At 38.2% G+C, this 25,828-nt stretch carries 16 protein-coding genes, 1 other RNA gene and 4 pseudogenes; 13 read left to right on the top strand and 8 right to left on the bottom strand.

Translation table 11 applies throughout. The features are described from left to right. Nucleotides 1-197: 197 nt before the first annotated feature. Complete coding sequence (locus tag LZ575_RS08110; protein ID WP_235330208.1) at nt 198-1,583, bottom strand: sodium-dependent transporter; 1,386 nt, start codon at nt 1,581-1,583, stop codon at nt 198-200. A gap of 378 nt (nt 1,584-1,961) precedes the next feature. Here LZ575_RS08110 and arr point away from each other — a divergent pair, with 378 nt between their 5' ends. From arr to LZ575_RS08095, 3 genes are all read left to right on the top strand, one after another. Further along, nucleotides 1,962-2,387: an NAD(+)--rifampin ADP-ribosyltransferase gene (arr, locus tag LZ575_RS08105; RefSeq protein ID WP_235330207.1), complete on the top strand. Its 426-nt coding sequence runs from the start codon at nt 1,962-1,964 to the stop codon at nt 2,385-2,387. A gap of 193 nt (nt 2,388-2,580) precedes the next feature. Then, entirely contained in the window at nt 2,581-3,264 is a 684-nt protein-coding gene (locus LZ575_RS08100; RefSeq protein ID WP_235330206.1) for an alkaline phosphatase, read from the top strand. A 74-nt stretch (nt 3,265-3,338) separates the two neighbouring features. Then, nucleotides 3,339-3,680, top strand: a complete 342-nt coding sequence (locus tag LZ575_RS08095; RefSeq protein WP_235330205.1) for an alkaline phosphatase — start codon at nt 3,339-3,341, stop codon at nt 3,678-3,680. A gap of 570 nt (nt 3,681-4,250) precedes the next feature. Here LZ575_RS08095 and ssrA read toward each other — a convergent pair. Beyond that, nucleotides 4,251-4,650, bottom strand: a transfer-messenger RNA (tmRNA) gene (gene ssrA, locus LZ575_RS08090). 124 nt (nt 4,651-4,774) lie between these two features. Here ssrA and LZ575_RS08085 point away from each other — a divergent pair. Continuing rightward, nucleotides 4,775-5,999: pseudogene (locus LZ575_RS08085) on the top strand (NAD(P)-dependent oxidoreductase). Then, on the top strand, nt 5,992-6,858 hold the full coding sequence (locus tag LZ575_RS08080; RefSeq protein WP_235330204.1) for an endonuclease/exonuclease/phosphatase family protein: 867 nt from the start codon (nt 5,992-5,994) through the stop codon (nt 6,856-6,858). The pseudogene LZ575_RS08085 and the gene LZ575_RS08080 overlap by 8 nt, the downstream one beginning before the upstream one ends. A 27-nt stretch (nt 6,859-6,885) precedes the next feature. On the opposite strand, the gene LZ575_RS08075 is transcribed toward LZ575_RS08080, so the two are convergent. From LZ575_RS08075 to kdsA, 3 genes are all read right to left on the bottom strand, one after another. Beyond that, the gene (locus LZ575_RS08075) at nt 6,886-8,493 is read right to left on the bottom strand and encodes a mechanosensitive ion channel (protein ID WP_311196025.1); all 1,608 of its coding nucleotides are present in this window, start codon (nt 8,491-8,493) and stop codon (nt 6,886-6,888) included. A 202-nt stretch (nt 8,494-8,695) separates the two neighbouring features. Continuing rightward, a complete protein-coding gene (locus LZ575_RS08070) occupies nt 8,696-10,645 on the bottom strand; it encodes a TlpA disulfide reductase family protein (RefSeq protein WP_235330203.1) in 1,950 nt (649 codons plus the stop codon). 135 nt (nt 10,646-10,780) lie between these two features. Continuing rightward, a complete protein-coding gene (gene kdsA, locus LZ575_RS08065; protein ID WP_235330202.1) occupies nt 10,781-11,599 on the bottom strand; it encodes a 3-deoxy-8-phosphooctulonate synthase in 819 nt (272 codons plus the stop codon). A gap of 264 nt (nt 11,600-11,863) precedes the next feature. Between kdsA and LZ575_RS08060 the strand changes: the two genes are divergently transcribed. Both LZ575_RS08060 and typA read left to right on the top strand, forming a co-directional pair. Beyond that, the gene (locus LZ575_RS08060) at nt 11,864-12,235 is read left to right on the top strand and encodes a DinB family protein (protein ID WP_235330201.1); all 372 of its coding nucleotides are present in this window, start codon (nt 11,864-11,866) and stop codon (nt 12,233-12,235) included. Nucleotides 12,236-12,325: 90 nt separating this feature from the next. Next, a complete protein-coding gene (gene typA / locus LZ575_RS08055; protein WP_235330200.1) occupies nt 12,326-14,125 on the top strand; it encodes a translational GTPase TypA in 1,800 nt (599 codons plus the stop codon). A 517-nt stretch (nt 14,126-14,642) separates the two neighbouring features. Here typA and LZ575_RS08045 read toward each other — a convergent pair. Then, nucleotides 14,643-15,326, bottom strand: coding sequence for a cell division ATP-binding protein FtsE (locus LZ575_RS08045; RefSeq protein WP_235330199.1), 684 nt, complete (start codon nt 15,324-15,326; stop codon nt 14,643-14,645). Between the two features lie 165 nt (nt 15,327-15,491). Here LZ575_RS08045 and LZ575_RS08040 point away from each other — a divergent pair. The 5 genes and pseudogenes from LZ575_RS08040 (at nt 15,492) to LZ575_RS08020 (ending at nt 23,397) form a co-directional block, all read left to right on the top strand. Then, nucleotides 15,492-18,514 (top strand): annotated as a pseudogene (locus LZ575_RS08040) (tetratricopeptide repeat protein). A gap of 30 nt (nt 18,515-18,544) precedes the next feature. Further along, nucleotides 18,545-20,275 (top strand): TonB-dependent receptor, encoded by a 1,731-nt coding sequence (locus LZ575_RS08035; RefSeq protein WP_235330198.1) that lies wholly within the window; start codon nt 18,545-18,547, stop codon nt 20,273-20,275. 421 nt (nt 20,276-20,696) lie between these two features. Further along, entirely contained in the window at nt 20,697-21,020 is a 324-nt protein-coding gene (locus LZ575_RS08030; RefSeq protein ID WP_235330197.1) for a hypothetical protein, read from the top strand. Between the two features lie 65 nt (nt 21,021-21,085). Then, nucleotides 21,086-21,688, top strand: coding sequence for a hypothetical protein (locus tag LZ575_RS08025; RefSeq protein WP_235330196.1), 603 nt, complete (start codon nt 21,086-21,088; stop codon nt 21,686-21,688). A gap of 69 nt (nt 21,689-21,757) precedes the next feature. Beyond that, nucleotides 21,758-23,397: pseudogene (locus LZ575_RS08020) on the top strand (amidohydrolase). 219 nt (nt 23,398-23,616) lie between these two features. Here LZ575_RS08020 and LZ575_RS08015 read toward each other — a convergent pair. Beyond that, a complete protein-coding gene (locus tag LZ575_RS08015; RefSeq protein WP_235330195.1) occupies nt 23,617-24,387 on the bottom strand; it encodes a hypothetical protein in 771 nt (256 codons plus the stop codon). 50 nt (nt 24,388-24,437) lie between these two features. Further along, nucleotides 24,438-25,171: pseudogene (locus LZ575_RS08010) on the bottom strand (class I SAM-dependent methyltransferase). Between the two features lie 11 nt (nt 25,172-25,182). Here LZ575_RS08010 and LZ575_RS08005 point away from each other — a divergent pair. Continuing rightward, nucleotides 25,183-25,680 (top strand): YkgJ family cysteine cluster protein, encoded by a 498-nt coding sequence (locus LZ575_RS08005; RefSeq protein ID WP_235330194.1) that lies wholly within the window; start codon nt 25,183-25,185, stop codon nt 25,678-25,680. Nucleotides 25,681-25,828: the final 148 nt, after the last annotated feature.

Below are 25,828 nucleotides of genomic sequence, written 5' to 3'. Positions count from 1 at the left end.
AATTAAAAAGCGATGGGGGGATTAGGTAAATTTTCAACTATAGAAGTTAAAAAGGAGCATAGTACCGGAGCCCATAAAATCTAAACAAAGAATCTTTCCACCACCTATGTTTTTTAGTTTAGAAACTTAAAACCCACAGAAAAGTAACTTTTAAGTACCCATTCTTCGAGCTTTAGCCTCTATTTTTGAAGGGTTCTTTAAAACAATTCGACGTTGAAGAACTTCTGCAATACTGTTAATACGAACATAAAACCTAATACTACGGGACATACATATTTGATCATAATATTTAGAAATCCTTCCAGAAAAGAACCTTTATAATTTTCGGCACCCTTGCTAATTTCTTCGGAAAACTTTGCAGTAGTCCAGCGGGTAGCAATAAAAATACTCAGGAGGAATCCTCCAAGAGGTAAAGCAATAACCGAGAAAACATCCTGAATTAGATCCATAAAACTCTTGGAGCTCCCTTCGTAAAAAGTAAACTGGGTTAAACTTTGAATGGCACCATAGCCTAACATACTGGGTATGCCAATAAGGAAGATCAAAGTAGCCATAATTATTACTGCTTTCCTTCGTGACCATTTTCGCTCATCTATGAAATAAGCAACTGCAACTTCTAATAAGGAAATGGTAGAAGTAAGTGCTGCAAAACACAGCAGCAGGAAGAAACTGCTACCTACGACTTTTCCTAAAATAGGTCCCATGGCCTGAAAGATTCCCGGCAATGCAACGAAAACCAGCCCCGGACCTTCGGAAGGAGACTGACCCTGAGAAAAAACAAGTGGAAAGATCATCAAACCTGCCAGGAATGCCACCATTGTATCGGCAATAGCTACCAGCCCGGCAGAACTTACAATATTTTCTTTTTTGCTGAGGTAGGAGCCATAAGTGATCAAGCCCCCCATACCAAGGCTGAGGGAAAAGAAGGCCTGCCCCAACGCAGAGTAAATTGTAGCCCCGGTAATAAGGCTAAAGTCGGGTAGCAAATAAAATTTAACACCTTCCATTGCACCGGGAAGGGAGAGGCCATAAACAATAATTCCCAGTAAAAGTGCAAAAAGTGCGGGCATAAGAATTTTAGCAGAGCCTTCAATCCCTTTTTTGACCCCCTGAAGAACAATGACTGCGGTGATGGCCATAAAGCCCAGACTAAACCACAGGTTATCAGAAAAGTCGGAAACATATTCCCCAAAGAAGGTAGAATGATCCTCATTTTCCAGGAGATTTCCAAAGGCTGTTTCCAGGAAATAGCCAAAAGCCCAACCCGAGACCACATTATAAAAGGAAAGTATCATGATCCCCGAAAGGATACCGAACAGCCCTACCAGGCCCCAAATTTTTCCACCGTACTTTTTATAAGCACCGTAAGGATTTGCCTGAGCACTTCTGCCCAGGGTGATTTCTCCCAACATAATTGGATAGCCTATAAGAAAGATCCAGAAGACGTAGATCAATAAAAAAGCTGCACCCCCATTTTGGCCAGCCACATAAGGGAACTGCCATATATTTCCTAAACCAACAGCCGATCCTGCTGCGGCTGCTATAAAACCAATTCGACTTGAAAAGCCGCCTCTTGCTGCCATGCTACAAAAATATACTATTTGGAAGTAAATAAATGAGGGAAGTGTTTTTATGTGCAGTTAAATTCAATTATTAATTTAGCTGTAACAGGTCAAATGTGTGTAGTGCATTTTAAAAGGACAGAAATTCTTTTCCGGAATTAATTGTTAAGTGGTGTCTATAGGTATTTTAATTATCCAGTTGGATATATCTTACTATGTATATTATTTTTTGGGATCTTTTTTAGTTGTTTAATACTTTTTATAAATCGGAGGATAATGAAAAAGATATTGTACTAAGTAGATTAGTAAATTGTGTTGGCAGTTTAAAACATCTTAAAATGTGTGTTTAGAGAAGCTTAGGAAAGAAATAACTAAAGATAAAAGGATAAATTTTAAAGGATGAGAGAACCAGATCATTTACCTGTATTGGACGAAGGTCCATTTTATCACGGGACAAAGGCGGATTTGAAGGTCGGGGATTTATTGACAGCTGGATTTGAATCGAATTTTCATCCCGGGGTTATTATGAATCACATTTATTTTACTTCTTTGGTCCAGGGTGCAGGACTGGCTGCTGAATTGGCACCGGGCGACGGGTTTCCAAGAGTATATGTAGTTGAACCGACTGGAAACTTTGAAAATGATCCTAATGTAACTGACAAGAAATTTCCTGGCAATCCCTCCCGTTCCTATCGCAGCAGAGAGCCCCTAAAAATAATTGATGAAATAACCGATTGGGTAAAGTTAACACCGGAAGAACATAAAAATTGGCAGGAAAATTTGATAAAATTAAAGGCAAATCCTAAAGCAAAAATTATAAACTAGGGAAGGAGGCCACTTACAGACCTAACAAAATGCTTCGTTCAATTTTTTCTCTAATTCTACCAGTCTTCTAGAAGAATGGCAGATATTTCAAGCCCGCTTCAAGGGTGTTAATAATCAAAATCTGGAATAGGTATTTAATTAGTAAAATTCCTATATTAGAACTTAAACAAATAAGAAAAATAAAAAATCACCAATGAAACTTCAAAACAAATTTGTAATTGTTCTTAGTCTGCTTTTCTCCTTTAGCTGTAAAACTGGAACAGAAATTAATGCAACCAGCCCCAATAATGAAAAAAGGGCGGCTGATTTACCTAAGAACATAATTTTTATGGTTGGTGATGGAATGGGCTTAACTCAAATTACGGCTGGAATGATAGGAAACAATAATAAACTACACCTGGAGGAATTTAAACATATAGGATTAAGTAAAACTACCTCTACAAGTGGTCTTGTTACCGATTCTGCTGCGGGTGCTACTGCATTTTCTGCCGGAAAAAAGACATATAACGGAGCTATTGGTGTCGATAACGATACCACTTCCGTTGAAACTATCCTGGAAATTGCAGGAAAGGGAATTTATTCTACAGGGATAATCGCCACCTCTTCCATAACTCACGCCACACCCGCCAGCTTTTATGCACATCAGCCTTCCAGAAGCATGGATGAGGCCATTGCAATGGATATGCTTTCTGCGCCTGTAGATTTTTTTGTTGGTGGTGGAAAAGATTTCTTCAGCAAGCGCAAGGATAAATTAAATCTGCTGGATAGCTTAAATGCCAGGGGCTTCCATATTTTTGATGATGTAGATGCAGTTTCTACTCCTTTTGATGATAAAATAGCGGTTTTTATTGCTGCTAAACAACCAGAAAGTATTTAAAAGGGAGAAAGGATATTCTACCCCGGGCAACAAAATTAGCTTTTGATTATTTCGCAGATAAAGAGAATTTCTTTTTGCATATAGAAGGTTCACAAATTGATTGGGCGGGACATGACAACAATTCCCAAGGAATAATTACTGAAATGATTGATTTTGACCAGGCCATTGGAGCAGTCCTGGAATTTGCCAAACAAGATGGCAACACTCTTGTTATTATTACTGCCGATCATGAAACAGGTGGTTATTCAATTGTGGGTGGTGATGACGGAGAAAATATTGAAGGTATTTTCAGTACAGATTATCATACCGGGACTATGGTTCCAGTTTTTGCCTATGGTCCGGGAGCGGAAAACTTTACCGGAATCTATGAGAATACTGCAATATTTGACAAAATGTTGAAACTACTGCAACGATAATCTGCAGATTAATTCCATATGGAGTTTTATGGTCATAATTCTCAGGGTTGAGAGAATAACAAAGTCAACTTTTAAAACTCCGGAATTTATTGATACAATTTAACCTAAGTACAACTAAATCAGCAGGAAAGGATTTGAGATTTTTATTAGATAATCCCGGCAGTATGTATAACAGCTGTTGGGTTTTTCAATTAGAGGCTAAAATTTCGTCCCACCAACTCCCGAACCCTCGTCTAAGGAAAACCAAAATATTTCCAAAAGGTTTCTCTTAAATTAGGGGATATCCCAAGTATTCGAAACACGTTTATTGGATTTTAGCAGTATTTGTATGGAGAGAGACTCTAATTCCTATGGCAGTGTTCATTTATTTTCAGTATGTGGAGTTAACTTTTTTAAAAGTGAGACCGGTATTGAGGTAGGGAAGAAATACGGGCAAAATGCTGTCAATTAACAACATTTTGATCTTTAATCAAAAAGAGTTTTTATTACGGTCTAAGGGTCAAATAATTGTCACCCATGTTGTCACCTTAAAACAAAAAACCCAGTAAACACAGGGCTTACCGGGCTGTAAAGTGGAGTCGGAGGGTTTCGAACCCTCGTCCAAACAAGCAACTCAGCTGCTTTCTACACGCTTATTTTTCGCTTGGTTTTCGATGTAAGACTTAGCCGAAAACCACCAATCTTACACTTATCCTCATTTAGATTTCAGAAGAACATCAAGGCCCTGTCCTTCCTATATTTACTTTTTCGGTGTCTCTGGTGTGGCCGCCGTAAATCAAGGCTTCCACGAGACATCTTAGCTCCCTACCTTGTAGGGATTAAGTATAACCTACTGTAATTCGGTTATGCAGCCAAGGCGTAGTTATTCTCGCCGTTTAAAAAGTGTGAAATATGAGATTTACGAGCTATATCCCAGCGCTCGACGTGCTTACAACTCAATTAGACTCGCTGTCAAATCCAAGTCGACCCCATTATGTAAAGAACTTTCAGAAAAAAATCAGCTTAGCTTCCTTCCTTCAGCCTGCAAAGATACGGTTTAAAATTTATATCTTTGAAAAGACACTTCATATTTAGCAAATCCAATGCCAAAACAAATCCATTTTGCCATTATAAAAGAACGAAAGACTCCGCCCGATAGAAGAGTGGTATTTTCTCCTGAGAAGTTAAAAGAAGTTGTAAAAAAATATCCTGATGCCCGGTTCACCGTAGAAAGTTCAGAAATTAGAATTTTTCCCGATGAAGCTTACAGGGAAGCTGGCTTTGAGGTGAGGGAAGATGTCTCTCAATGTGATGTTTTTCTGGGAGTCAAAGAAGTTCCGCTGCTTAGCTTTAATTCCGGGGAAAAAATACTTTTTCTTTTCACATACTATAAAAAAGCAGCCATACAACCGGGACCTGTTGCGGGAAATTCTTAACAAGAATATCGAACTTTATGATCACGAGGTTATAGTCAGGGAGAATGGTGCAAGGCTAATTGGCTTCGGAAGATATGCAGGTCTTGTTGGGGCGTACAATTGCTTTCGTGGAATAGGTTTAAGAGATAACTTATATGAACTTCCAAAAGCTGAAGATCTGCCCGACCTGAATGCCATGTTGGCACAACTCGATAAAATTCAAATTCCTCCTTTAAAATTTGTTCTTACAGGTAGTGGAAAAGTTGCCAGGGGAGCTAAAGAAATACTGGATCACTTAAATATTAAAAGAGCAGGAGTAGAGGAATATCTAACTAAAGAATTTAAGGAACCCATCTATTGCCTCATTGATGTTTTGGATTACAATCGTCGCAAAGATGGGAAAAGGGGGAGCAATGAAGAATTTTATAAGCACCCCGAAAGATATGAGGGCAATTTTTTAAGATTTGCAAGAGCAAGTGATGTATTTATTGCAGGACATTACTATGGAGACGGTGCCCCACATTTTTTTACAACCGCTGATGCCACTTTACCCGATTTCAGGATCAAATTTATAGCTGATATCAGCTGTGACATTAAAGTGCCAATACCCACTACAATTCGACCTTCAACCATTGCTGATCCTTTTTATGGCTTCGATCCTGTCACTGAAAGGGAGGTGGATTTTCGGAATAAGGCGGCTATAGCAGTTATGGCCATAGATAATTTGCCCTGTGAACTGCCAAAGGATGCAAGTGAAGGATTTGGGGAAATGTTTTTGAAAAATGTAATTCCCTCCTTTTTTAATGGTGACAGGGAGGGTGTTCTGGAAAGGGCAAGAATGACAATAAATGGTAAATTAACCCCTAAATTCAAATATTTACAGGAATACGTAGATGGAAACCTTAAACTAATAAACAATGACTAAAAAATTTTTTATTCCCCTTCTGCTGATGATTTTAACCTTTTCAGCAAGTGCTCAGGTAGAAGTGATGAGCTATAATATTAGATATGCAAATGAAAGTGACGGAGAAAACGGCTGGTCTAAAAGAAGAAATCATATTACTAATCAATTGAAATTCTATGAGCCACATGTTTTGGGGCTACAGGAGGCCTTGTTGGTTCAAATTGCACATTTTAAAGAGAACCTTCCAGGATATGAATATGTAGGAGTTGGCCGGGAGGACGGAAAACAAAAAGGAGAATACACGGCCATTTTCTACGATACCGAAAAGTTAGAGGCTCTGGAAAACCATACCTTCTGGTTATCTGAAACTCCTTCTAAAGTATCAACGGGCTGGGATGCAGCCTTACCCCGTGTATGTACTTACCTAAAACTGAAGGATAAACAAACAAATCAGGAATTTTGGGTTTTTAATTCGCATTTTGATCACAAAGGTGAAAAGGCACGTTTTGAAAGTGCAAAGATCATCCTAAAGAAAATTGATGAAGTGAATACCCAGGATCTTCCTGTAATCCTAATGGGCGATTTTAATATTGAGCCGGACGCGGAAGGAATAGTGGTACTTGCTGAAGAAATGAATGATAGCAAAATGGTCTGTCAAAAAGTTAGCTTTGGTCCTGAAGGTACCTTCAATGGTTATAATTTTAATGAGCCTGTAACTAAAAGGATCGATTATATTTTTACCAGTAAGGAGAACATTGAAGTCCTGAAATATGCGGTATTGTCTAATTCAAAAGATCTAAAATACCCATCCGATCATTTGCGTTGGTTACGTGGAAATAGATTTTCGGAAATAAGAGAGAACTATAACGGAAAAAGATAAAGGCAGCCTGGGCTGCCTTTATGGTTTTTAAAATCTATCGGGATCTTCGGGACCTCGTGTTGGTCTGTCGGGATTTTCCGGTCTTCGGTTCGGGTCGTCAGGATTTTGTGGTCCTCTGTCTGGTCTTCCTGGATTTTCAGGTCCACGGGAAGGAGGATTTGGATTTTCTGGTCCACGTTGGGGTCTGTTTGGATTCTGCGGTTCCCTGCCGGGCTGGGAGCTTGTTCCGGGATCAAATCTTCTGTTTTCTTCCGGGCCATTTCCAGGTCCTCCCGGATTAGTAGTTTGGTTCTTGGTTCCCGGATTAAAATTTCTATTACCTGTATTTTCTGGCCTTACACCAGGATTATTTGTTCCATACGACGTGTCGCCCGGCGGAGTTTCATTTCCAAAGTTATTATCAGATGTACTTCTTAGAGGACGATCTCCCGAAAGATCGGGAGTTTTTTCCGCAGGAATATCTGCAGCTTCGCTTCTTAATCTTCCAATAATATCCTTGAAATGTTCCCCTGCGGCTTCGCGGCCTCCCAGACCGTAACTTAAAGCTACCGCAACAGCAAGTGCGCCAAGAATAAGTCCAAATGCGAGCTCCACGATTTCATTGGCAATTCCCATTGTTCTTAATGCAATGGCAATAAACAGGGCGAGGGATGCCCATCTCATAATTCCTGCAATGAAAGTGTTGTTACTGGAACGGGTCATCGTATTATAGATCAATAATGAAATATAGTTTCCAATAGCAAGGATTATTAAGCCGAATATTATTTGCCCTGTTACTTCCAGGATTTCATTAAGTGTAATGCTTAGTCTGTCCAGGCCAAGAATTTCAACGGCGGTAATAATTCCGAAGAAAACCAGGAAGAAATATATAAGATTAGCGAAGATCTTTGATAAGGATTGGTTAGCACCAATCATATTGTGAATTTGGATTTTTTCTGCAGCGCTGTCAAGTCCAAGACTTCTAAAAAGATCTTCAAGGAAATTGGCAAGAAATTTTCCTCCCCAAATAAATACCACGAGAATTAATGCTGCAACGAGAATTTGGCCAATCATTTCTGTAAAAGCGTACAGGATATCATTAGCAGGCTGGGAAATTGCTTCCATTTGAAGCGCATTAAAAGCCTGAATAAGGAAAGGAATGAAAATAATAATGAAAACCACCTTTTTTAAGATACGTATAAGCTTATCTGTATCTTTAAAGCCAGTTCGGTCTACAAACTTATCGAGGAAGCTGCCTCCAATATGTATGAGATTTGATACGAACTTGGCAAGTAAATACCCTATGAAACCTATTAATATTGCTCCAATGAGATTGGGTATAAACAACAGGAATTCATTGAGCATATTACCTAAGGGAGCAAGGGCTTCATTAATACCCAGCACTTCAAGAACTGCAAGTATTACTATGATCATTAGAAGATAATAGACAATATTTGCTAAAAGCACATTAGTGTCTCCTACATTACTATTACCAAAAACCCGCTCATCCCAGTGGGTTTTTTTAAGTAATCTTACAATAAGAAGTTTTATTCCCCTGGCAATAAGCCATCCTATTAGTAAAATTAGTAAAGCAGCGAGAAGATCGGGTAAAAAATTCAGCACACGGGTACCAAAATATTCGACTTCGTTTTCCATTTTAATTAAATTATTTGGTTAGTAAGTATTAATTTATGAAATAAGAACTGATACCGTTAGCTCCTTAACAGTAGTTTATAATCTGTTGTGTATCAGGTGCTAAATTTCGGGTGCTTTAAAACTTTAAAAACGAGTACTCTTCCCCGTTTTACACAAAAAAATCCCCGAAGGGATTTTTGCCGAAAATGTTATAGAATCTGTTTTAGGAAACAGGTGCTTTCTCAGTAGCTTTTTCATTTGAATTAAGTAATTCAATCATTAATTCTAATTCCTGCACCATTTTTTCGTTGTTACCTCCATATCCCACTTTTTTGAAATTCATCTTTCCTTCAGGACCAATAATTATTTTTGTTGGGATACCAGATACATTATAATCTGCTGCTGTTTTAAAAGTTCTGCTGTTTTCAGATTCCGGTTGGTCCATTACCACGTGAAAAGAGTAGTTGTTGTTTTTAATAAAACCTGCAACGTCTTCTTTTCTACTCGGGCCATCTTCCATTGTGTTTACAAATAGAAATTTTACATTCTCATCATCCTTAAAATTGTCAACAGCCAATTGCATTCCGGGGAAAGAGGCTGTACACGGACCGCACCAGGTTGCCCAAAAATCTAGAATAACTGTTTTTCCTTTCAGGGATGCAAGGGAAACTTTATCTCCCTGAAGATCTACAAGATCAAAAAGAGGAGCTTCTTCATTCAGCATTTCTTTCTTGAGATCGGCAAGAGTATTATTTCTGCCTATTTCTTCTAATTCTGCAAGCTTTTGATCCAGTCCGGTATTATTTCCGTTTGACTTAATATAAGCCTCCCTGTAAAAATCTTTTGTTTGAGAAGTTGCAGTGTTATTAGTTAAATATCCTTCTGCTGTTTTAAGTACTTCCGGGTAATTTTTGTCTGCCATTAAATATGTGAGGTAACGTTCATTGTATTCGCTGTTCTTACCTTCTACAACAGCTTTTTCCTGGTGTTTAATGGCCTCCTGAATTTTTCCCTGCTTGAATAATATAAAAGCATAGGTATCCAGATACATAGTCTCGGAATACTTTTTATTAGATTCAAATTGCTTTTTGGTAAGATATTCGGGTTTGTCCTTTTCTGAAGCCTCTTCTAATAGAACAAGAGAGGTTTTTGATATTTCTTCTGCCAGCTCAAGATTTTCACCTTTTTCAGCCATGCCCCAGGCAAGATTATTAAAGCTTCCTGCTTTTTCGTTTTTATTAGAGATCAAGTCAGAATATTTCTGAAATTTCTCAACGTTATTTTTTTGGGCAAAATGTGAGGCTAAAATACCAGCCATATAATCTTTTTGGAATCCAGCCGGATTTTCTCCAAATTTCTCCCGGAATTCCTGAAAAATTTGTTCCTTTTCGTCGAAACTTGCAGCATTGTAAAATTCATCGAACATTAAACTCTTTGCTGCATTCCCCTTCGGAAATTTTTCTGAAGCAAGTTTATTTATAGAATCTGATTTTTCATCTTTCCTGCTGATCCTGTATAAATTGGCAAGACTGGTATATTCTTCTTCTGAAAGAGAAGATTTTTTGGAATAGTAGTCTGTTCTTTTATTAATAAATTTCTCTCCTTGGGTTTTGTCTTCAGAATAAAGCAGGCGGGCATAAAAATCATCCCATTCATTTTCCAGTTCCGGGTGCTGCTGAAAATCAGCCTCTATCATTGCAAGAACTGAGTCGCTTTTAGTTTCATATTCCCCTCCATAATATTGATAAAAATGTCCTGTTCCTGCACTGCTTCCGGGGAGAGGCTGTCCATTTTCATCATACAATGGCTGTACAAATCCTTTTCCTGAATTATTAAAAGGTTTGTAATCCCGGTGAAAGTTAAAAGCTAAAACTGTTGCAGAGTCCGGTACTATCACCTGCCCATACCAAACTCCTGCAGAATCTGTTAACGCAATGTCTTCAGGGTATGCTTTTGTGCCTACAAAATAGTGATAATAAGCCTGTAGTGTGTCCTCATCTCCTGCTGCTTGGTGCCGAAAAGCAACTAAGAGAGTATCACCTGGTTGCGGTGTTTGTTTTGAAATATGTAAATCGCCAATATCGCGGCCGGGATCCTGTTCTTTCTTTTCATTTTGACAGGAAAAGAGAATTGTCACAATACTGAAAACATAAAAAATACTCCTGATCTTCATAAATTACTTACAATTAAAGAATTAGTTAATGAAAGTAATGATTTTTTACTAAAGTAAGTCAGGAAATTTTTGCTGATTAATAATAAAAAACCCACCATGAAGGTGGGCAGGAGCTATAACTGAAATAGCTATTTATTACAGGCTATTTACGGTTTTTCTTATGGCTGTTAAATTAGTAAGAAGTCTTTCAAGGTATTTGAGGTCAAGCATGTTTGCAGCATCGCTCTTTGCTACAGAAAGATCAAAATGTGTTTCTATAAAAATACCATCTGCCCCGGTTGCAATACCAGCACGTGCAATAGTCTCGATCATATCAGGTCTTCCTCCTGTAACGCCGCTGCTTTGGTTTGGTTGCTGAAGAGAATGGGTTACGTCAAGAACTGTAGGTGCAAATTCCCTCATTGTAGGAATGCCTCTAAAGTCCACGATCATATCCTGGTATCCGAACATTGTACCACGATCGGTCACCATTACCTGCTCATTGTTGCATTCCTCAACCTTTCTTACCGCATGCTTCATGCTTTCAGGACTCATGAATTGTCCTTTTTTCAGGTTGACCACTTTTCCTGTTTCTGCAGCTGCAACCACAAGATCTGTTTGTCTAACGAGGAAAGCGGGAATTTGTAAAACATCCACATATTCCGCAGCCATGGCGGCATCGCTTATTTCGTGAATATCTGTAACCGTAGGTACTTCAAAAGTTTCTGAAACTTTTTTGAGGATCTTCAGCGCTTTTTCATCACCAATTCCTGTAAAACTGTCAATTCTGCTGCGGTTTGCTTTTTTAAATGAACCTTTGAAAATATAGGGGATTTCAAGCTTGTTAGTGATTTCTACAACTCTTTCGGCTATTCTTAAAGCCATCTCTTCACCTTCTATAGCGCAGGGACTAGCTAACAGAAAGAAATTATTAGAAGAGGTGTTCTTTATTTGGGGAATTTTTTCAAGTTTCATCGTACAGGATATTTCTGCAAATATAAAAGATTTAAACCGTCATAACAATTACAGTGATGGCTTCTTTAAATGCTGAAAATATTGTTTCTGCTTCTTCTGAATTTGATATTTGTTGTATTTTTTCAGTCCTAAAAATAAATCTTCAGAAGATGGAATTAAAAGATCTGTTTATATCAGAACTAAAATATGAAATCAAAGTCACTGAAATATTTTTTCACCGCATTCCTGATGACAAAATGGATTACTTAGCCGCATCCAAAATCGATGACATTAAAAGAACTGGTAAATCACCTGGCAGAGATTCCCGGGTATATTGCAATGGTAATGGGGCAGGAGTCTATGAATTACGGAGATTATAAAGCACCCGATCTAAACTCTAAAGTAGACTTGCTGTACCTGCTTCAGGAAAATGCAGAAAAAGCTGAGGCAGCTCTTAGAAAACCTGATGAGGAATACCAGAAAATCTGGAAAATGGTTTATGGAGAAAAGACGCTTATGGAAATGCCCAGGCTCAACGCGCTTCGGTCCATGGCTTTAAGTCAGCTGCCTCATCACAGGGCGCAACTGGGTGTTTATTATCGTCTTTTAGATATTCCTGTGCCTGCTTCTTACGGGCCTTCGGCAGATGAAAGATAATTAAGAAATAAAGATTTTTTATAGAGAAATAGCTGATTACTAATTAGAAAAATAAACGTACCTTTGCAGCCTTAAAAATCAGGCGTTTATATGACAGCTATTAAAAACATTGCGATTATCGCACACGTTGACCACGGAAAAACCACATTGGTAGACAAAATTATGTACCATTGCCAGCTTTTTCGTGAAAATGAAAATGCAGGGGATCTTATTCTTGATAATAACGATCTTGAGCGGGAGCGTGGAATTACAATTACTTCAAAGAATGTTTCCGTAGTTTACAAGGGAACAAAGATTAATATTATAGATACTCCCGGTCACGCCGATTTTGGTGGTGAGGTGGAAAGGGTATTAAATATGGCCGATGGGGTTCTGCTTCTTGTAGATGCTTTTGAAGGGCCTATGCCGCAAACCCGATTTGTACTTCAAAAAGCACTTAATCTTGGATTAAAGCCTTGTGTGGTTATTAATAAAGTTGATAAAGAAAACTGTACGCCTGAAGAAGTACACGAAAAAGTTTTTGATCTAATGTTTGAACTTGGTGCTGAAGAGTGGCAGCTGGATTTCCCAACTGTATACGGTTCTGCCAAGAATAACTGGATGAGTGACGACTGGAAAAATGAGACTACTAATATTGAGCCTTTGCTTGATATGGTTATAGAGCATATACCTGATCCTAAGACTGAAGAAGGTTCCCCTCAAATGTTGATCACTTCCCTGGATTTCTCTTCTTTTACCGGAAGAATTGCTATTGGAAGGTTACAACGTGGTACTCTTAAAGAAGGAATGCAGGTTTCTCTTGTAAAAAGGGATGGCGGCATTAAGAAAACAAAAATTAAAGAACTACATATTTTTGAAGGAGTTGGTAGAAGAAAAACCAACGAAGTACAGGCCGGAGATATTTGTGCACTTGTAGGTCTTGAAGGTTTTGAAATTGGTGATACTGTTGCCGATCTTGAAAATCCTGAAGGTCTAAAAACTATTGCAATTGATGAGCCTACGATGAGTATGTTGTTTACCATTAACGATTCACCTTTCTTCGGAAAAGATGGAAAGTTTGTGACTTCCCGTCACATTAAAGAGCGATTGATGAAGGAGCTTGAGAAAAACCTTGCTCTTAGAGTTCACGAAACTGACAGTGCTGATAAATTCCTTGTTTACGGTCGTGGTGTTCTTCACTTATCTGTACTTATTGAAACTATGAGAAGAGAGGGTTACGAACTTCAAATAGGACAACCACAGGTAATTATAAAAGAAATAGATGGTGTAAAATGTGAGCCTATAGAAGAGCTTACTATTGACCTTCCTGAAGAAGTTTCAGGAAAAGCGGTTGAAATGGTGACGATGAGAAAAGGGGAGATGTTAAGTATGGAATCCAAAGGAGCCCGTATGAATATTCAATTCCTTATTCCTTCACGTGGTATAATTGGATTGAGAAACCAGTTGCTTACAGCTACTGCCGGGGAAGCTATAATGGCTCACCGTTTTAAAGAATATCAACCATTAAAAGGAGGTATTCCTGAAAGACAGAATGGTTCTTTGGTTTCTATGGAAACCGGAAAAGCTATTCCTTATTCTATAGACAAACTTCAGGATAGAGGGAAATTCTTTGTAGATCCGGGAGAGGATATCTATGAAGGACAGGTAATTGGTGAAAACTCCCGTCAGGATGATATGGCAGTAAATATTACCAAAACAAAAAAGCTTTCTAACGTACGTTCTTCAGGAGCTGATGATAAAGCGAAGATTGTTCCTGCAATTAAATTCTCTTTAGAAGAAGCTTTGGAATATATCCAGAAAGATGAGTATGTTGAGGTTACTCCAAAACACATTCGTCTTCGTAAGATCTACCTTACTGAAAACGATCGTAAGAGAAATAAAATAGTATAATTTTCTGTTCGGTAATACGGACAAAACTAAATCGGAAAAAGCAGTCTCCTCCATAAAAGAGACTGCTTTGTCTGTTTTAGCACCTAAACTTAAGAAGAAATGGAAATTTTAGGAATATCTTATATAGAGTGGATAGGCTACGCAGCCTCTCTTTTTGTACTGCTTTCTTTTTTGATGAGGAATATAGTTACGCTGCGCTACGTGAACAGTATAGGATGTTTATTCTTTGTCGCATACGGAGTTCTTCTAGATTCCTGGTAGTAATTATTACTAATGTGGCGATTGTTTTTGTGAACGTCTATTATCTCTTTATAAAGCCGAAAGAGCATGTTCCTGCAGATGAGGTTAAACCTTAGTAATTGTATACTGTAAAATGTATATTGTATACTGTATTAGAATACTCGTAATTTTTCTTTGAACCCGAAAAATTAGCCTAACTAAATGATTAAGGAAACCAGCTGTGGCTGAAATTTTTTTTGGAGAATTTATACAATCTACATTATACTTTCTACAAGTTTTACAGGGTCTTCTGTACTACTTCAAAAACCCGTTCACCGTCACATTTTAATGTTTTAGAAGGATACTTCAGCAGTAGAGCATAATCGTGGGTAGCCATAAGAATGGTGTTTCCGTTTTTACTTATTTCCTGCAAAACTTCCATTACTTCAACTGAGGTCTGTGGGTCCAGGTTTCCTGTAGGCTCATCAGCCAGTATTAGTTCGGGATCGTTCAATAAAGCCCTTGCAATTGCGATACGTTGTTGCTCTCCTCCTGAAAGTTGGTAAGGAAACTTGAATCCTTTGGTTTTCATTCCCACTTTATCCAATACTTCATCAATTCTTCGGTCCATTGAAGATTTATCCTTCCACCCTGTAGCTTTCAGCACAAAAAGCAGGTTGTCGCGAACATTCCGATCATTTAAAAGTTTGAAATCCTGAAATACCACACCCAGTTTTCTTCTTAAAAAGGGGATATCTTTTTCCTTCAGGGTTCGTAAGTTATAATCTACTATTGTTCCTTCGCCTTCAGTTAAAGGCAGGTCCCCATAAAGGGTCTTCATAAAACTACTCTTTCCAGTTCCTGTCTTACCTATTAAATAGACAAAATCTCCTTTGTTGATGGTTAGATCAACTTCAGAAAGGATTAAGCTTTCCCGTTGATAGATAGCTGCATTTTTAAGTTCCAGAACGGTTTGTGACATAGAAGGAATTGGTTTTGGATTTAATAACGTAAAATTATGGGTAAATATACATTAATCGCAAGGTGCGTTAGTACTTTTTTGCACATTAACATAATTATACAGCTTATGCTGCGTTATAGAATGAGCGATTATTTATCTTTGGTTCATCAATCTAAAAACAAATTAATGACACGAAAATTTGCCTCTTTATTTGTTGGTTTTTTTCTTTCGGTTTTTTCTCTTTTTCCACAGCAAACCGCGGTTTACACAAATGAGTTAGTCGAGTTTAACAGGGCACTGGAACTGTACAACAATGAGCAATATCTGGCTGCTCAAAACATTTTTGATGATGTTAAAGATGAAACCAGGGATGAAAAAATAAAATCTGATGCTGCTTATTATATAGCGAATGCAGCCGTGAGACTTGGTCAACCCGGTGCAGATGAACTAATGCAGGATTTCGTTGACAGGTATCCTACCAGCACTAAAAGAAATTCTGCTTTCATAGATGTTGCCGATTATTATTTTGAAACAGGAAAATATGCTCTTGCAAGAAGATGGTATGATCGCGTAGATGAAAAAGGAATGAGTAGGGCAGAGAGGCAAAGATATTACTTCAATAACGGATACGCCTACTTTACTACGAACCAATATGAAGAAGCTGCAAAATATTTGAACAGGGTAAGAGATTCTAAAGAATATGGTTCTCAGGCTAAATATTACCTGGGATATATGGCTTATGAAGGTGACGATTACGAAGAAGCTAACGACCTTTTTGAAGAAGTAAAGGGAAATGAGCGCTATGAGGAGAACCTTTCGTATTTCCAGGCAGATATGAATTTTAAGTTAGGTGATTTTGAAAAAGCCATTCAATTAGGACTTGAGCAACTTCCAAAAGCAAAAAGAGAAGAAATTTCCCAGTTAAACAAGATTATAGGAGAAAGCTATTTTAATCTTGGGCAATATGAGAAAGCCATCCCTTACTTAAAAGAATATAAAGGTTTAAGAGGTAAATGGACAAATACAGATTATTACCAATTAGGATATGCTTATTATAAGCAGGGAAATTACGAAGCTGCAATATCAGAATTTAATAAGATCATAGAAGGTAAAAATGCCATTGCACAAAACGCCTATTACCACCTTGCACAATCATACCTAAACCTGGATCAAAAACAGCAGGCTTTAAATGCTTTTAAGAATGCCAGTGAAATGGATTTTGATGCAAAAATTCAGGAAGACGCATTTCTTAATTATGCGAAACTTAGTTACGAGATAGGGAACAGTTACACCAGCCCTTCTCAGGTATTAATCACCTTCCTGACGAAATATCCTAATTCTCCTGCAAAAGCAGAAATGGAAAGCCTGTTGATAGATTCATTTATAACTTCAGGGAATTATAAGGAAGCAATGAACCTTCTGGAAAATAACAGGAACTTTAGTGATAAGGTAGCATATCAAAAAGTGGCTTACTACTACGGGCTCGAACTGTTTAACCAGGACAACTACCGGGAAGCCATTGTTAATTTCGATAAATCTTTAACAGAAAGAAGAGATCCGGTAGTTACTGCAAAAGCAACTTTTTGGAAAGCGGAAAGTGATTTCAATCTCAACTAGAGTTAAGAGAGGCCCTTGTAGGCTACCGTGAATTTGCCGGAATGAGTGGTGCCCAGGGAACTTCTGAAATGGAAAATATTGACTACAATATTGCCTATGCCTACTTTAAGCAGAAGGAATATGACCGTGCAATTGAATTTTTCAAAAGATACTCAGGTGACAATTCCAAAGAAAGAGTGCGAAGAAATGATGCTCTTACCCGCCTTGGAGATACCTATTTTGTGACAAGCCAGTACTGGCCCGCAATGGAAGCGTACAATCAGGCTATCCAGATGAATGTTGGAAATACCGATTATGCTGCATATCAAAAAGCTATCAGCTATGGATTTGTTGATAGAAATGACAGCAAGATCGAAGATTTAAACAATTTCATTAATAAATATCCGCGGTCATCATATCGGGACGATGCTCTTTATGAATTGGGTAATACCTATTTAGCAATGGAAAATACTTCCAGAGCTCTTGATACTTATGCAAGATTGATAAGAGATGTTTCGGGAAGTGCTTTTGTACCACAGGCAATGCTTAAACAAGGTCTTATTTATTATAATGGAAATCAGCCGGACAAAGCTTTGGAAAGATTTAAAAAAGTGGTTTCCGATTTTCCTAACAGTCCAGAGTCTATGCAGGCAGTGTCTACCGCACGTCTTGTTTACATTGATTTAGGGAGAACCGATGAATACGCGAATTGGGTGAAAAACGTAGACTTTGTAGAGGTTACCGATGCTGATCTTGATAATACTACCTATGAAGCTGCCGAAAAACAATACCTGGATAATAAAACCGATGCTGCTAAAACAGCTTTCTCAAAATATCTTCAAAACTTCCCTAATGGATTACATTCCTTAAAGAGCAATTTCTATTTAGGTCAATTGTATTTCCGGGATAACCAAAAAGATCAGGCTGTAAAACATTACAAATTTGTAGTGGAGCGCCCTCGAAGTGAATTTTCTGAGCAGGCTCTCGCGAGGTTATCGCAAATTTATCTTGAAAGCAGAAACTATAAAGATGCTCTGCCATTATTGAAAAGGTTAGAGACTGAAGCAGATTTTGATCAAAACGTTATCTATGCACAGTCCAATTTAATGAAATCTTATTATGAACTCAAAGATTATAATCAGGCTGTAGCTTATGCTGAAAAAGTTTTGGCCAACCCGACTATTGAGAACAACGTAAAAAGTGATGCGCAAATAATCGTTGCCCGTTCTGCAATGCAAACAGGTAACGAGAACAGAGCCAAAAATGCCTATGCTGAGGTTTTGAAAATTGCAACAGGAGAGATGGCGGCAGAAGCTTTGTATTATGATGCTTATTTTAAAAATAAGGCAGGAAATTTTAAAGCCTCTAATGAATCGGTTCAAAAGCTGGCAAAAGATTATTCCGGATATAAATTTTACGGTGCCAAAGGCCTGGTGTTAATGGCGAAAAATTTCTATGCACTTAAGGATGCTTATCAGGCCACTTATATCCTGGATAACGTAATTAAGAATTTCCAGGAATTCCCTGAGATCGTAAGTGAAGCGAAGGCGGAGCTGGATCGAATTAAAGCCATGGAAGCGAAAACTAACGCTTCAGTAGAGACCAACAACTAATCTTTCAATCTAATATTTAAGATCTTCTATATGCAAATCCCTTCAGTTAAGAGAAGCCTGTTTTTATTTACCTTTTTAGTCTCCGGTTTCGTTTTTGCACAAGACAAACCTTTAGGCGGCGAAACTGTAATTGTAGTTAAACCCTATACGCCATCTGTCAATGATGCTTTTAAAATAAAAGAAACTCCAAATGTAAATGATTCAGTGAATCTGGAGAAGAAGCCTGTAAAATATAGTATTTTCTCTGTTCCCGTGGCCTCTACTTTTACTCCTTCAAAAGGCCGTGCTACCCAGGTAGAAAAAGCGAAAAGAGTAAAATTGTTTAATAATTATGCTACCCTTGGATTTGGTACATATTCTAATGTACTGGCAGAATTCTATAGCAATTTTGAAGTGAACAGAAGTGATAATTTTGGAGTTTTCCTAACACATAATTCCTCTCAGGGAGGGATAGAAGATGTAAGGCTGAAGGATAGTTTTTATAATACAGAACTCAACCTTAATTATAATTCCCGGAACCGAAAAAGCTCCTGGAATACAGAAGTAGGATTGGAACACCGCCTTTTTAACTGGTACGGTTTACCTGAGGCGATTAGCATTCCCGATGATGTGGTGAGACAGATAGATCCCGCACAAAATTATTTTTCAGCATTTGCAGGTGGGGAGTTAGAGCTTTACGATTCTTTCTTTGAAAGAGCCTCTGTTGGGTACCGATTCATGGGTGACTCCTATAGTTCTGCAGAACACCATTTTCAAACTGATGCAACTTTTGAAGTCAACATAGCAGGTGAGTTAATTACAACTACTATAACAGGGGATATCGTAAACGGGAACATGGGAAGAATTTATCCTAATACTGCACATGATGAGGATTACGGTTTTTTCAATGCAGGAATAAATCCCAGCTTACTTATTTTAAGAGATGACTTAACCCTTGATCTGGGAGTAGCTTTATTTTATTCCCTTAATACTGAAAACAGTAAAAACAGTATTTATCTATACCCAAGGGTAACTGCCAGTTACAGGTTAGGAGGTGAGTACTTTATACCATACGCAGGACTTGAAGGGGACCTAAAACAAAATACTTATTACCAACTATCAAAAGAAAATCCTTTTGTTTCTCCTACACTGGATATTCAACCTACCGATATGCCTTATAACACTTATTTAGGAGCGAAGGGAAAGTTGTCAAACAGTATTGCTTACAACCTGCGGGGGAGCTATAAAAAAGAATTTAACAGATCCCTGTTCTATAAAAATCCCTATGCTGCTGAAGAGGGGGAGAATTATGCCTATGAAAATTCCTTTGGGAATATATTTGCTGATCTTTCAACCTTGTCAATTTTTGGAGAATTGAATGTGGATGTTAACCGAAATTTTAGACTTGGTATGAATGCGGCATATTTCAGCTATTCGGTAGATGGACAGGCTGAAGCCTGGAACCTTCCCGACTTTAAAGCTACCATCCTTGCAGATTATCAAATTACCGAGAAATGGTATGCTGGAGCTAATGTATTTTTCGTTGGCGAGAGAAAGGATTTTGGATCTTTTCCTTCTAGCTCCACACAATTTACCCCAAGAGTTGTAACCTTAGACAGTTATGTGGATCTTAATGCAAATCTTGGATATAGATTTAATGACCAGCTTTCAATTTTTGCTCGTGGAAATAATCTCCTGGGTAAGAATTACGAAAAATGGCAGGATTTCCCGGTTCAGGGAATCCAGGTTCTTGCAGGTGCTACTTACAAATTTGACTGGTAAAATAATCTCTTTTAAAGACAAACAAAGACTGCCATTGGTGGTCTTTATTTGTTTTATGGGTTCATTGAAATTCACCTTTTTGAACTATAAACCTTGAATTGTCCAGTAAGAATAATATTTTTTTATCTTGGTTATCACAGCTTTATTGAAATTTTTGTATTCTTATTCTTAACAATAAAACAACATTGAAAACAATTTTTTAATGTTTTAAGACTGTAATATTGTACGCTTAAAATAACGTGCATATAAAGCTTTATAGATCCCTAATTCTTTTCTTTTAGATGGCAAAATTTAAACGTAGTGACAGGTCCAGGCCTTATTTGAACATCCTGGATTTTATGGTGCAGGAAAAGACGTTCCTGGCCATAGTAATAATAGGCATAATACTGGCCGGAATTTTTACTGTAATGCCAAAGCCGCAATGTGGATTGGTTTTTTCTTTGCTGCTTATGCTACAGTGGCAAATGATAGTATCCAATCTCTGGGTACCTTCATTGAAAGTAACAAAAACATGAGTTGGTGGATTCTATGGCTTTATGTAGGTTCTATCTTTCTGCTGGTGGTAACTTTTAGTTGGTTGTATTTTGATGGTGATGTAACCTATCAACGGCTCCTAAAACCCGATGGCTCAACAAATTATCCGCATCCCGAAAATTTCAGTTTTTTTCAAATTATTGCACCTCTTATTCTTTTGATCCTCACCAGGCTCAGAATGCTTAGGTATCTACTACTTTCCTTATATTAAGTGTTTTTAGTGCAGATACCAGTGGTATTACCTCAGTAATTTGGAAGAGCTGGTCAGGCTATATAATGGCTTTTATTTTATCATTCTTAGTTTGGTATCTTTCCTATAACACTATAAAAAAATATTTTAAAAGCAGGAAATTCCACAACAGCTGGACGGTTATACAATGGGTGGTAAGTGGAACCTTGTGGGGGGTTTGGGTTATGCAGGATGGTGCTAATATTGCGGTGTTCTTACCACGCCAGCTGGACCTCTTTCAGTTCATAATTTTCTCTGTTACGATTTTCGCAGGACTGGGGCTGTTATTTTACCTTCGTGGAGATAAGATACAGCAGGTAGTCAGTGAAAAAGCCCGGATATCAGATATCAGGGCGGCAACACTTGTCGATCTTACCTATGTAATCCTTTTGATCTATAAATTATTCATTAGTACTGTACCTATGAGTACCACCTGGGTTTTCCTTGGAGTTATAGGCGGTAGAGAAATAGCGATAAGTCTTTCCCGTAAGAAGAAAGGTAAGAAGCACCGTAAAAAAGCGGGTAAAATGATATTTAAAGATTTTGCTTACGCTATGATAGGTCTTTTTGTATCTATTGCTCTTGCCGCAGGCGCAAATCCATCTATAAGGGAAAGTATTATTGATGCAATAATGAGTATTTTCCAATAGAAGCACAAGATTTGTATTAAATGCACTCCACTTTGGGGTGCATTTTCTATTTTTGAGAAAATTTAAATTATGCTGAAAATTTTACCTGTACTGGTTCTTTCTGTTCTTTTAATTTCCTGTAATTCTGAAGACAAACAGGAGGCTGATCTTTTAGTTTTTAATGCTGAAGTCTATACCGTAGATTCGGGTTTTTCTACGACTGAAGCCTTTGTAGTAAAAGACGGAAAAATCATTGAAACAGGTACTGCCGAAGCTCTTGAAGAAAAATATAATACACCCGAAAGGCTGGACGCGCAGGGAAAAACCATAATCCCGGGAATTATAGATGCGCATGCCCATTTCTACAGGCTGGGTCTTAAACAGCAAACTGTAGATCTTGCAGGCACCAAAAGTTTTGAGGAAGTAGTATCCCGAATTGTGGAATTTCAGAAAGAACGCAAAGTTGATTTCATAACTAGGGTTGGGGTTGGGATCAAAATGACTGGGATATCAAAGAATTTCCCACAAAAGATACCCTGGATATATTATTTCCCGATACTCCTGTAGCTGTAACAAGGATTGATGGTCACGCCCTTCTCGCAAACCAGGCAGCTTTGGATCGTGCTTAGATAACAGCAAATACATCTGACGAAGGCGGAGCAATTGAAACAAAGAACGGCAAACTTACCGGGATCCTCATAGATAATCCTATGGGCCTTATTTCTAGTGCACAGGAAGCCCCTTCCCTTGAGGAGCAGATACAGGCTTTAATGGAAGCTGAAAAAATTAGCTTTAGCTATGGCCTTACCACGGTGGATGACGCGGGAATTGACCGCAGTACGGTGGAGTTGATTGACAGCCTTCAGCAAAATGGGGAATTGAAGATCAGGATCTATGCAATGCTCAGCAATACTCCGGAGAATCTGGATCATTACCTAGGGAAGGATCCGCTGAAGACTGAAAGGCTCAACGTGCGTTCCGTAAAATTTTATGGCGATGGCGCATTGGGTTCGAGAGGAGCAGCTTTAAAAGCGCCATATTCTGATCAGGCGGGGCATTATGGAGCATTACTTTCTCCTGTTGAAGATTTTAAAAAAGTTGCTGAAAGAGTGGCGGCTTCAAAATTTCAGCTAAATACTCACGCAATTGGAGATTCTGCTAACGTGGTTGTTCTTAGGACATATTCAGAATTATTAAATGATTCCGAAGACCGTCGCTGGAGAGTAGAACACGCCCAGATCATCGATGAGCAGGATTTTAAATATTTCAGTAAAAATATTATTCCATCTGTGCAGCCAACGCACGCGACGAGTGATATGTATTGGGCTGAAGACAGATTGGGGGCTGAACGGATCAAAGGAGCCTATGCTTTTAAAAGAATGCTTGACGAAGCCGGAATTGTGGCCCTGGGAACAGATTTTCCTGTGGAGGAGGTAAGCCCGTTTTTCACATTTTATGCTGCTGTAGCACGTAAGGATCTCGAAAATTATCCCGAGGGAGGATATATGCCGGAGCAGGCTTTATCCCGTCAAGAAACCTTACAGGGAATGACGATTTGGGCAGCCTACAGCAATTTTGAAGAAAAAGAAAAAGGAAGTATTGAACCCGGAAAGTTTGCTGATTTTATTATTCTGGACAAAAATATCATGAAGGTGAGTGAAAATGAAATCCCTGAAATTAAAGTGTTGCAGACCTGGGTAAACGGGGAAAGGGTTTTCAACAGAGGTTAGTACTAAGTATTTAGTAGAAGTAAGACATAGTTTTACGCCTTTTGAAAAGAGAGACAAGAGACAAGAGACAAGAGACAAGAGAGAACAGAGAAAAGTGAGAACAGAGAAAAGTGACTTGATTTAAAGGAATTAACTTCCAACTTCCAACTTCTAGCTTCCGACTTCTGACTTCCGACTTCCGACTTCCGACTCCCCGCTATCGACTTCCAGCTTCAAAAATTATTTCCCGCCACTTACCTGTAGGTCGAGAATACATTGATCATCTAATCCTGGCACCGCATTGGTATTGACCATATTGATGAGATCACTGCCAAACTGTACATTAGCATTCATAAGGCAACCAGATACTTCGCAGTGGCCTTTATTTTCCCCATCTTCGTGTTCACTTTGTAATGGGGACCCCAAATTTACCAAACCAAAGAGATGCCCAAATTCATGATTTAAGACTGTACTTTCAATAGTGCTTTTATCTGGTGCATTATATCTTGATGCCACACTTTCTATAGTTTTTCCATAGATCACTATAGAAGTATTTCGGTAGGCAGAACCCAGAATGATCTTGGTATCGGTGTCTCCCTCATTGGTGCCATCGGCAAAATAAACATAAACAGCTATTTCATCCCCGGCATTGTATTGGAGACGCTCCGCAGCTTCAATTTCAACTATTTCTTCAATTTTAAACGGTGCTTTATCAGATGATGAAACTGCCCGGGTAACTACGCTTATACCATCAGGTTTATTTGTTCGTTCCCGTAAAAATTCTTTGAGATTGTCAATGGTTTTTTGAGAGGGTTCATAACTAGTAACGTATACCATTTCTACACGCATAGAGGTGAATCTTTCGCTGCTTAGCAAATCTGTAGCAGATGTTCCCAGGTTTTTTAAATTGGCGCTTTTATTTAGGCCATTATTCTCAGGATTATCTTCTGTAGAACAGGAAGCAAGAATTAGTAATAGCAGGAAAAAGCTAAAAAGCTTATTAGCAGTCATTAGAAGTTTCAGAATTAGGGGATAAATATAGAAAAACTTGTTCAGTAATTTTACGTAGGTTGTAATTCGGCTAAATAATCATAATGCTCTCCTTCCTGAATTAAGTTACAGGAAAAGCCATTTTTTGCAGCTGCCAGTTGTAAAGTATTAAAATCTAAATACAACCAGGGAAACAGGGGAGATTTTTGGCCTTTATAGCTTAAAGAATATTCCAGTTCTCCATAATATCCTGCATCAAAATCTACCCATATGCCTCCATCCTCATCTTCATCATATAAGAATTTAAGATCAGATGAATCAATGATGATTTTTCCTCCCGGGCTTAGAAGTTTCCTGGAATGAATAAAGAACTTATCCAGGTGGTTCAGTTTTCCTATAATTCCGGTGCCATTCATTAAAAAAAGAATGGTGTCAAATTTCTCCTTCTGCAGGTCAAAAAAATTAATTTCCCTTGCGTCCTCAACTCCACGTAAGCGCGCCACCTCTACAGCACCTTTAGAGATGTCTATTGCAGTCACCTTCAATTGTTGATTGTTTTGAAGGTAAAGTGAATGGCTTCCCGCCCCACAGCCTACATCCAGCACTTTTCCCGTGCATAAATCAAGGCCTTTTTTTCTAAAGAAGGCATTTCTTTATAGCTGCGAAAAAGATAAGGGACAGGGATAATATCATCATCAAAATCGGGTGAATGAACAACAATATCTGTTTCGTCCTTATCATTGTAATAGGATAATATTGCCATTCCGAATATATCAATATCTTGGTCGCTGCTGTCCTTCTTCATATCTTTGCCCAATGGAAGAGATCCTGAAAAACCTCCCTGAAAAGGCCAAAGATAAGAATAAGGAAAACAAAAAGTTCTTTGCTTCCCTGCGGAAAAAAGCTCCCAGGGATCTGGATGTGCAAATGCAGGAAATTCATGAGGAAGAGTTTGAGAAAACAGATTGTCTTACCTGTGCAAATTGTTGTAAGACCACAGGACCTCTTTTCACCCATAAGGATATTGAACGAATTTCAAAACATTTCCGGATGAAGCCCGGCAATTTTATAGAATCTTATCTGCGGGTGGATGAAGATGGAGATCACGTGCTACAGCAGGTGCCATGTACTTTTTTGGGAATTGATAACTATTGTTCTATCTATGAGGTGCGACCCAAAGCCTGTAGGGAATACCCACATACTAACAGAAAAGACTTCCATAAGATCTCGGGCCTTACGCTTAAAAACACAGCTATTTGTCCTGCCGCTTATAATATTGTTGAGGAGATGAAGAGAAGGATAAAGATGAAGTAAATAATCTTAGGCACTTTTTGTAGTTCCAATTACGGTTTTCCGTATCCTAATTATAAAGATTCTGTTATCTTGACCGAATATTTAATTCTTCAGTAATGCGCTATTTTACTATTTTCTTTCTGCTTTTTTCATTGAATCTTTCAGCAAC

It is taken from the genome of Antarcticibacterium sp. 1MA-6-2, from assembly GCF_021535135.1.
In the GTDB taxonomy this organism is placed as follows: Bacteria; Bacteroidota; Bacteroidia; order Flavobacteriales; family Flavobacteriaceae; genus Gillisia.
The sequence above is the reverse complement of the archived record's forward strand: the minus strand, read 5'-3'. Positions and strand labels throughout refer to the sequence as shown.

Bases quoted from the DNA above. Each gene is read 5' to 3' on its own strand.
- typA (WP_235330200.1), top strand. From the start codon at position 12,326: ATGACAGCTATTAAAAACATTGCGATTATCGCACACGTTGACCACGGA.
- LZ575_RS08100 (WP_235330206.1), top strand. From the start codon at position 2,581: ATGAAACTTCAAAACAAATTTGTAATTGTTCTTAGTCTGCTTTTCTCC.
- LZ575_RS08005 (WP_235330194.1), top strand. From the start codon at position 25,183: ATGGAAGAGATCCTGAAAAACCTCCCTGAAAAGGCCAAAGATAAGAAT.
- LZ575_RS08035 (WP_235330198.1), top strand. From the start codon at position 18,545: ATGCAAATCCCTTCAGTTAAGAGAAGCCTGTTTTTATTTACCTTTTTA.
- LZ575_RS08110 (WP_235330208.1), bottom strand. From the start codon at position 1,583: ATGGCAGCAAGAGGCGGCTTTTCAAGTCGAATTGGTTTTATAGCAGCC.
- LZ575_RS08015 (WP_235330195.1), bottom strand. From the start codon at position 24,387: ATGACTGCTAATAAGCTTTTTAGCTTTTTCCTGCTATTACTAATTCTT.
- LZ575_RS08025 (WP_235330196.1), top strand. From the start codon at position 21,086: ATGGCTTTTATTTTATCATTCTTAGTTTGGTATCTTTCCTATAACACT.
- LZ575_RS08060 (WP_235330201.1), top strand. From the start codon at position 11,864: ATGACATTAAAAGAACTGGTAAATCACCTGGCAGAGATTCCCGGGTAT.
- LZ575_RS08075 (WP_311196025.1), bottom strand. From the start codon at position 8,493: ATGGAAAACGAAGTCGAATATTTTGGTACCCGTGTGCTGAATTTTTTA.
- LZ575_RS08045 (WP_235330199.1), bottom strand. From the start codon at position 15,326: ATGTCACAAACCGTTCTGGAACTTAAAAATGCAGCTATCTATCAACGG.
- LZ575_RS08080 (WP_235330204.1), top strand. From the start codon at position 5,992: ATGACTAAAAAATTTTTTATTCCCCTTCTGCTGATGATTTTAACCTTT.
- LZ575_RS08070 (WP_235330203.1), bottom strand. From the start codon at position 10,645: ATGAAGATCAGGAGTATTTTTTATGTTTTCAGTATTGTGACAATTCTC.
- arr (WP_235330207.1), top strand. From the start codon at position 1,962: ATGAGAGAACCAGATCATTTACCTGTATTGGACGAAGGTCCATTTTAT.
- kdsA (WP_235330202.1), bottom strand. From the start codon at position 11,599: ATGAAACTTGAAAAAATTCCCCAAATAAAGAACACCTCTTCTAATAAT.
- LZ575_RS08030 (WP_235330197.1), top strand. From the start codon at position 20,697: ATGTGGATTGGTTTTTTCTTTGCTGCTTATGCTACAGTGGCAAATGAT.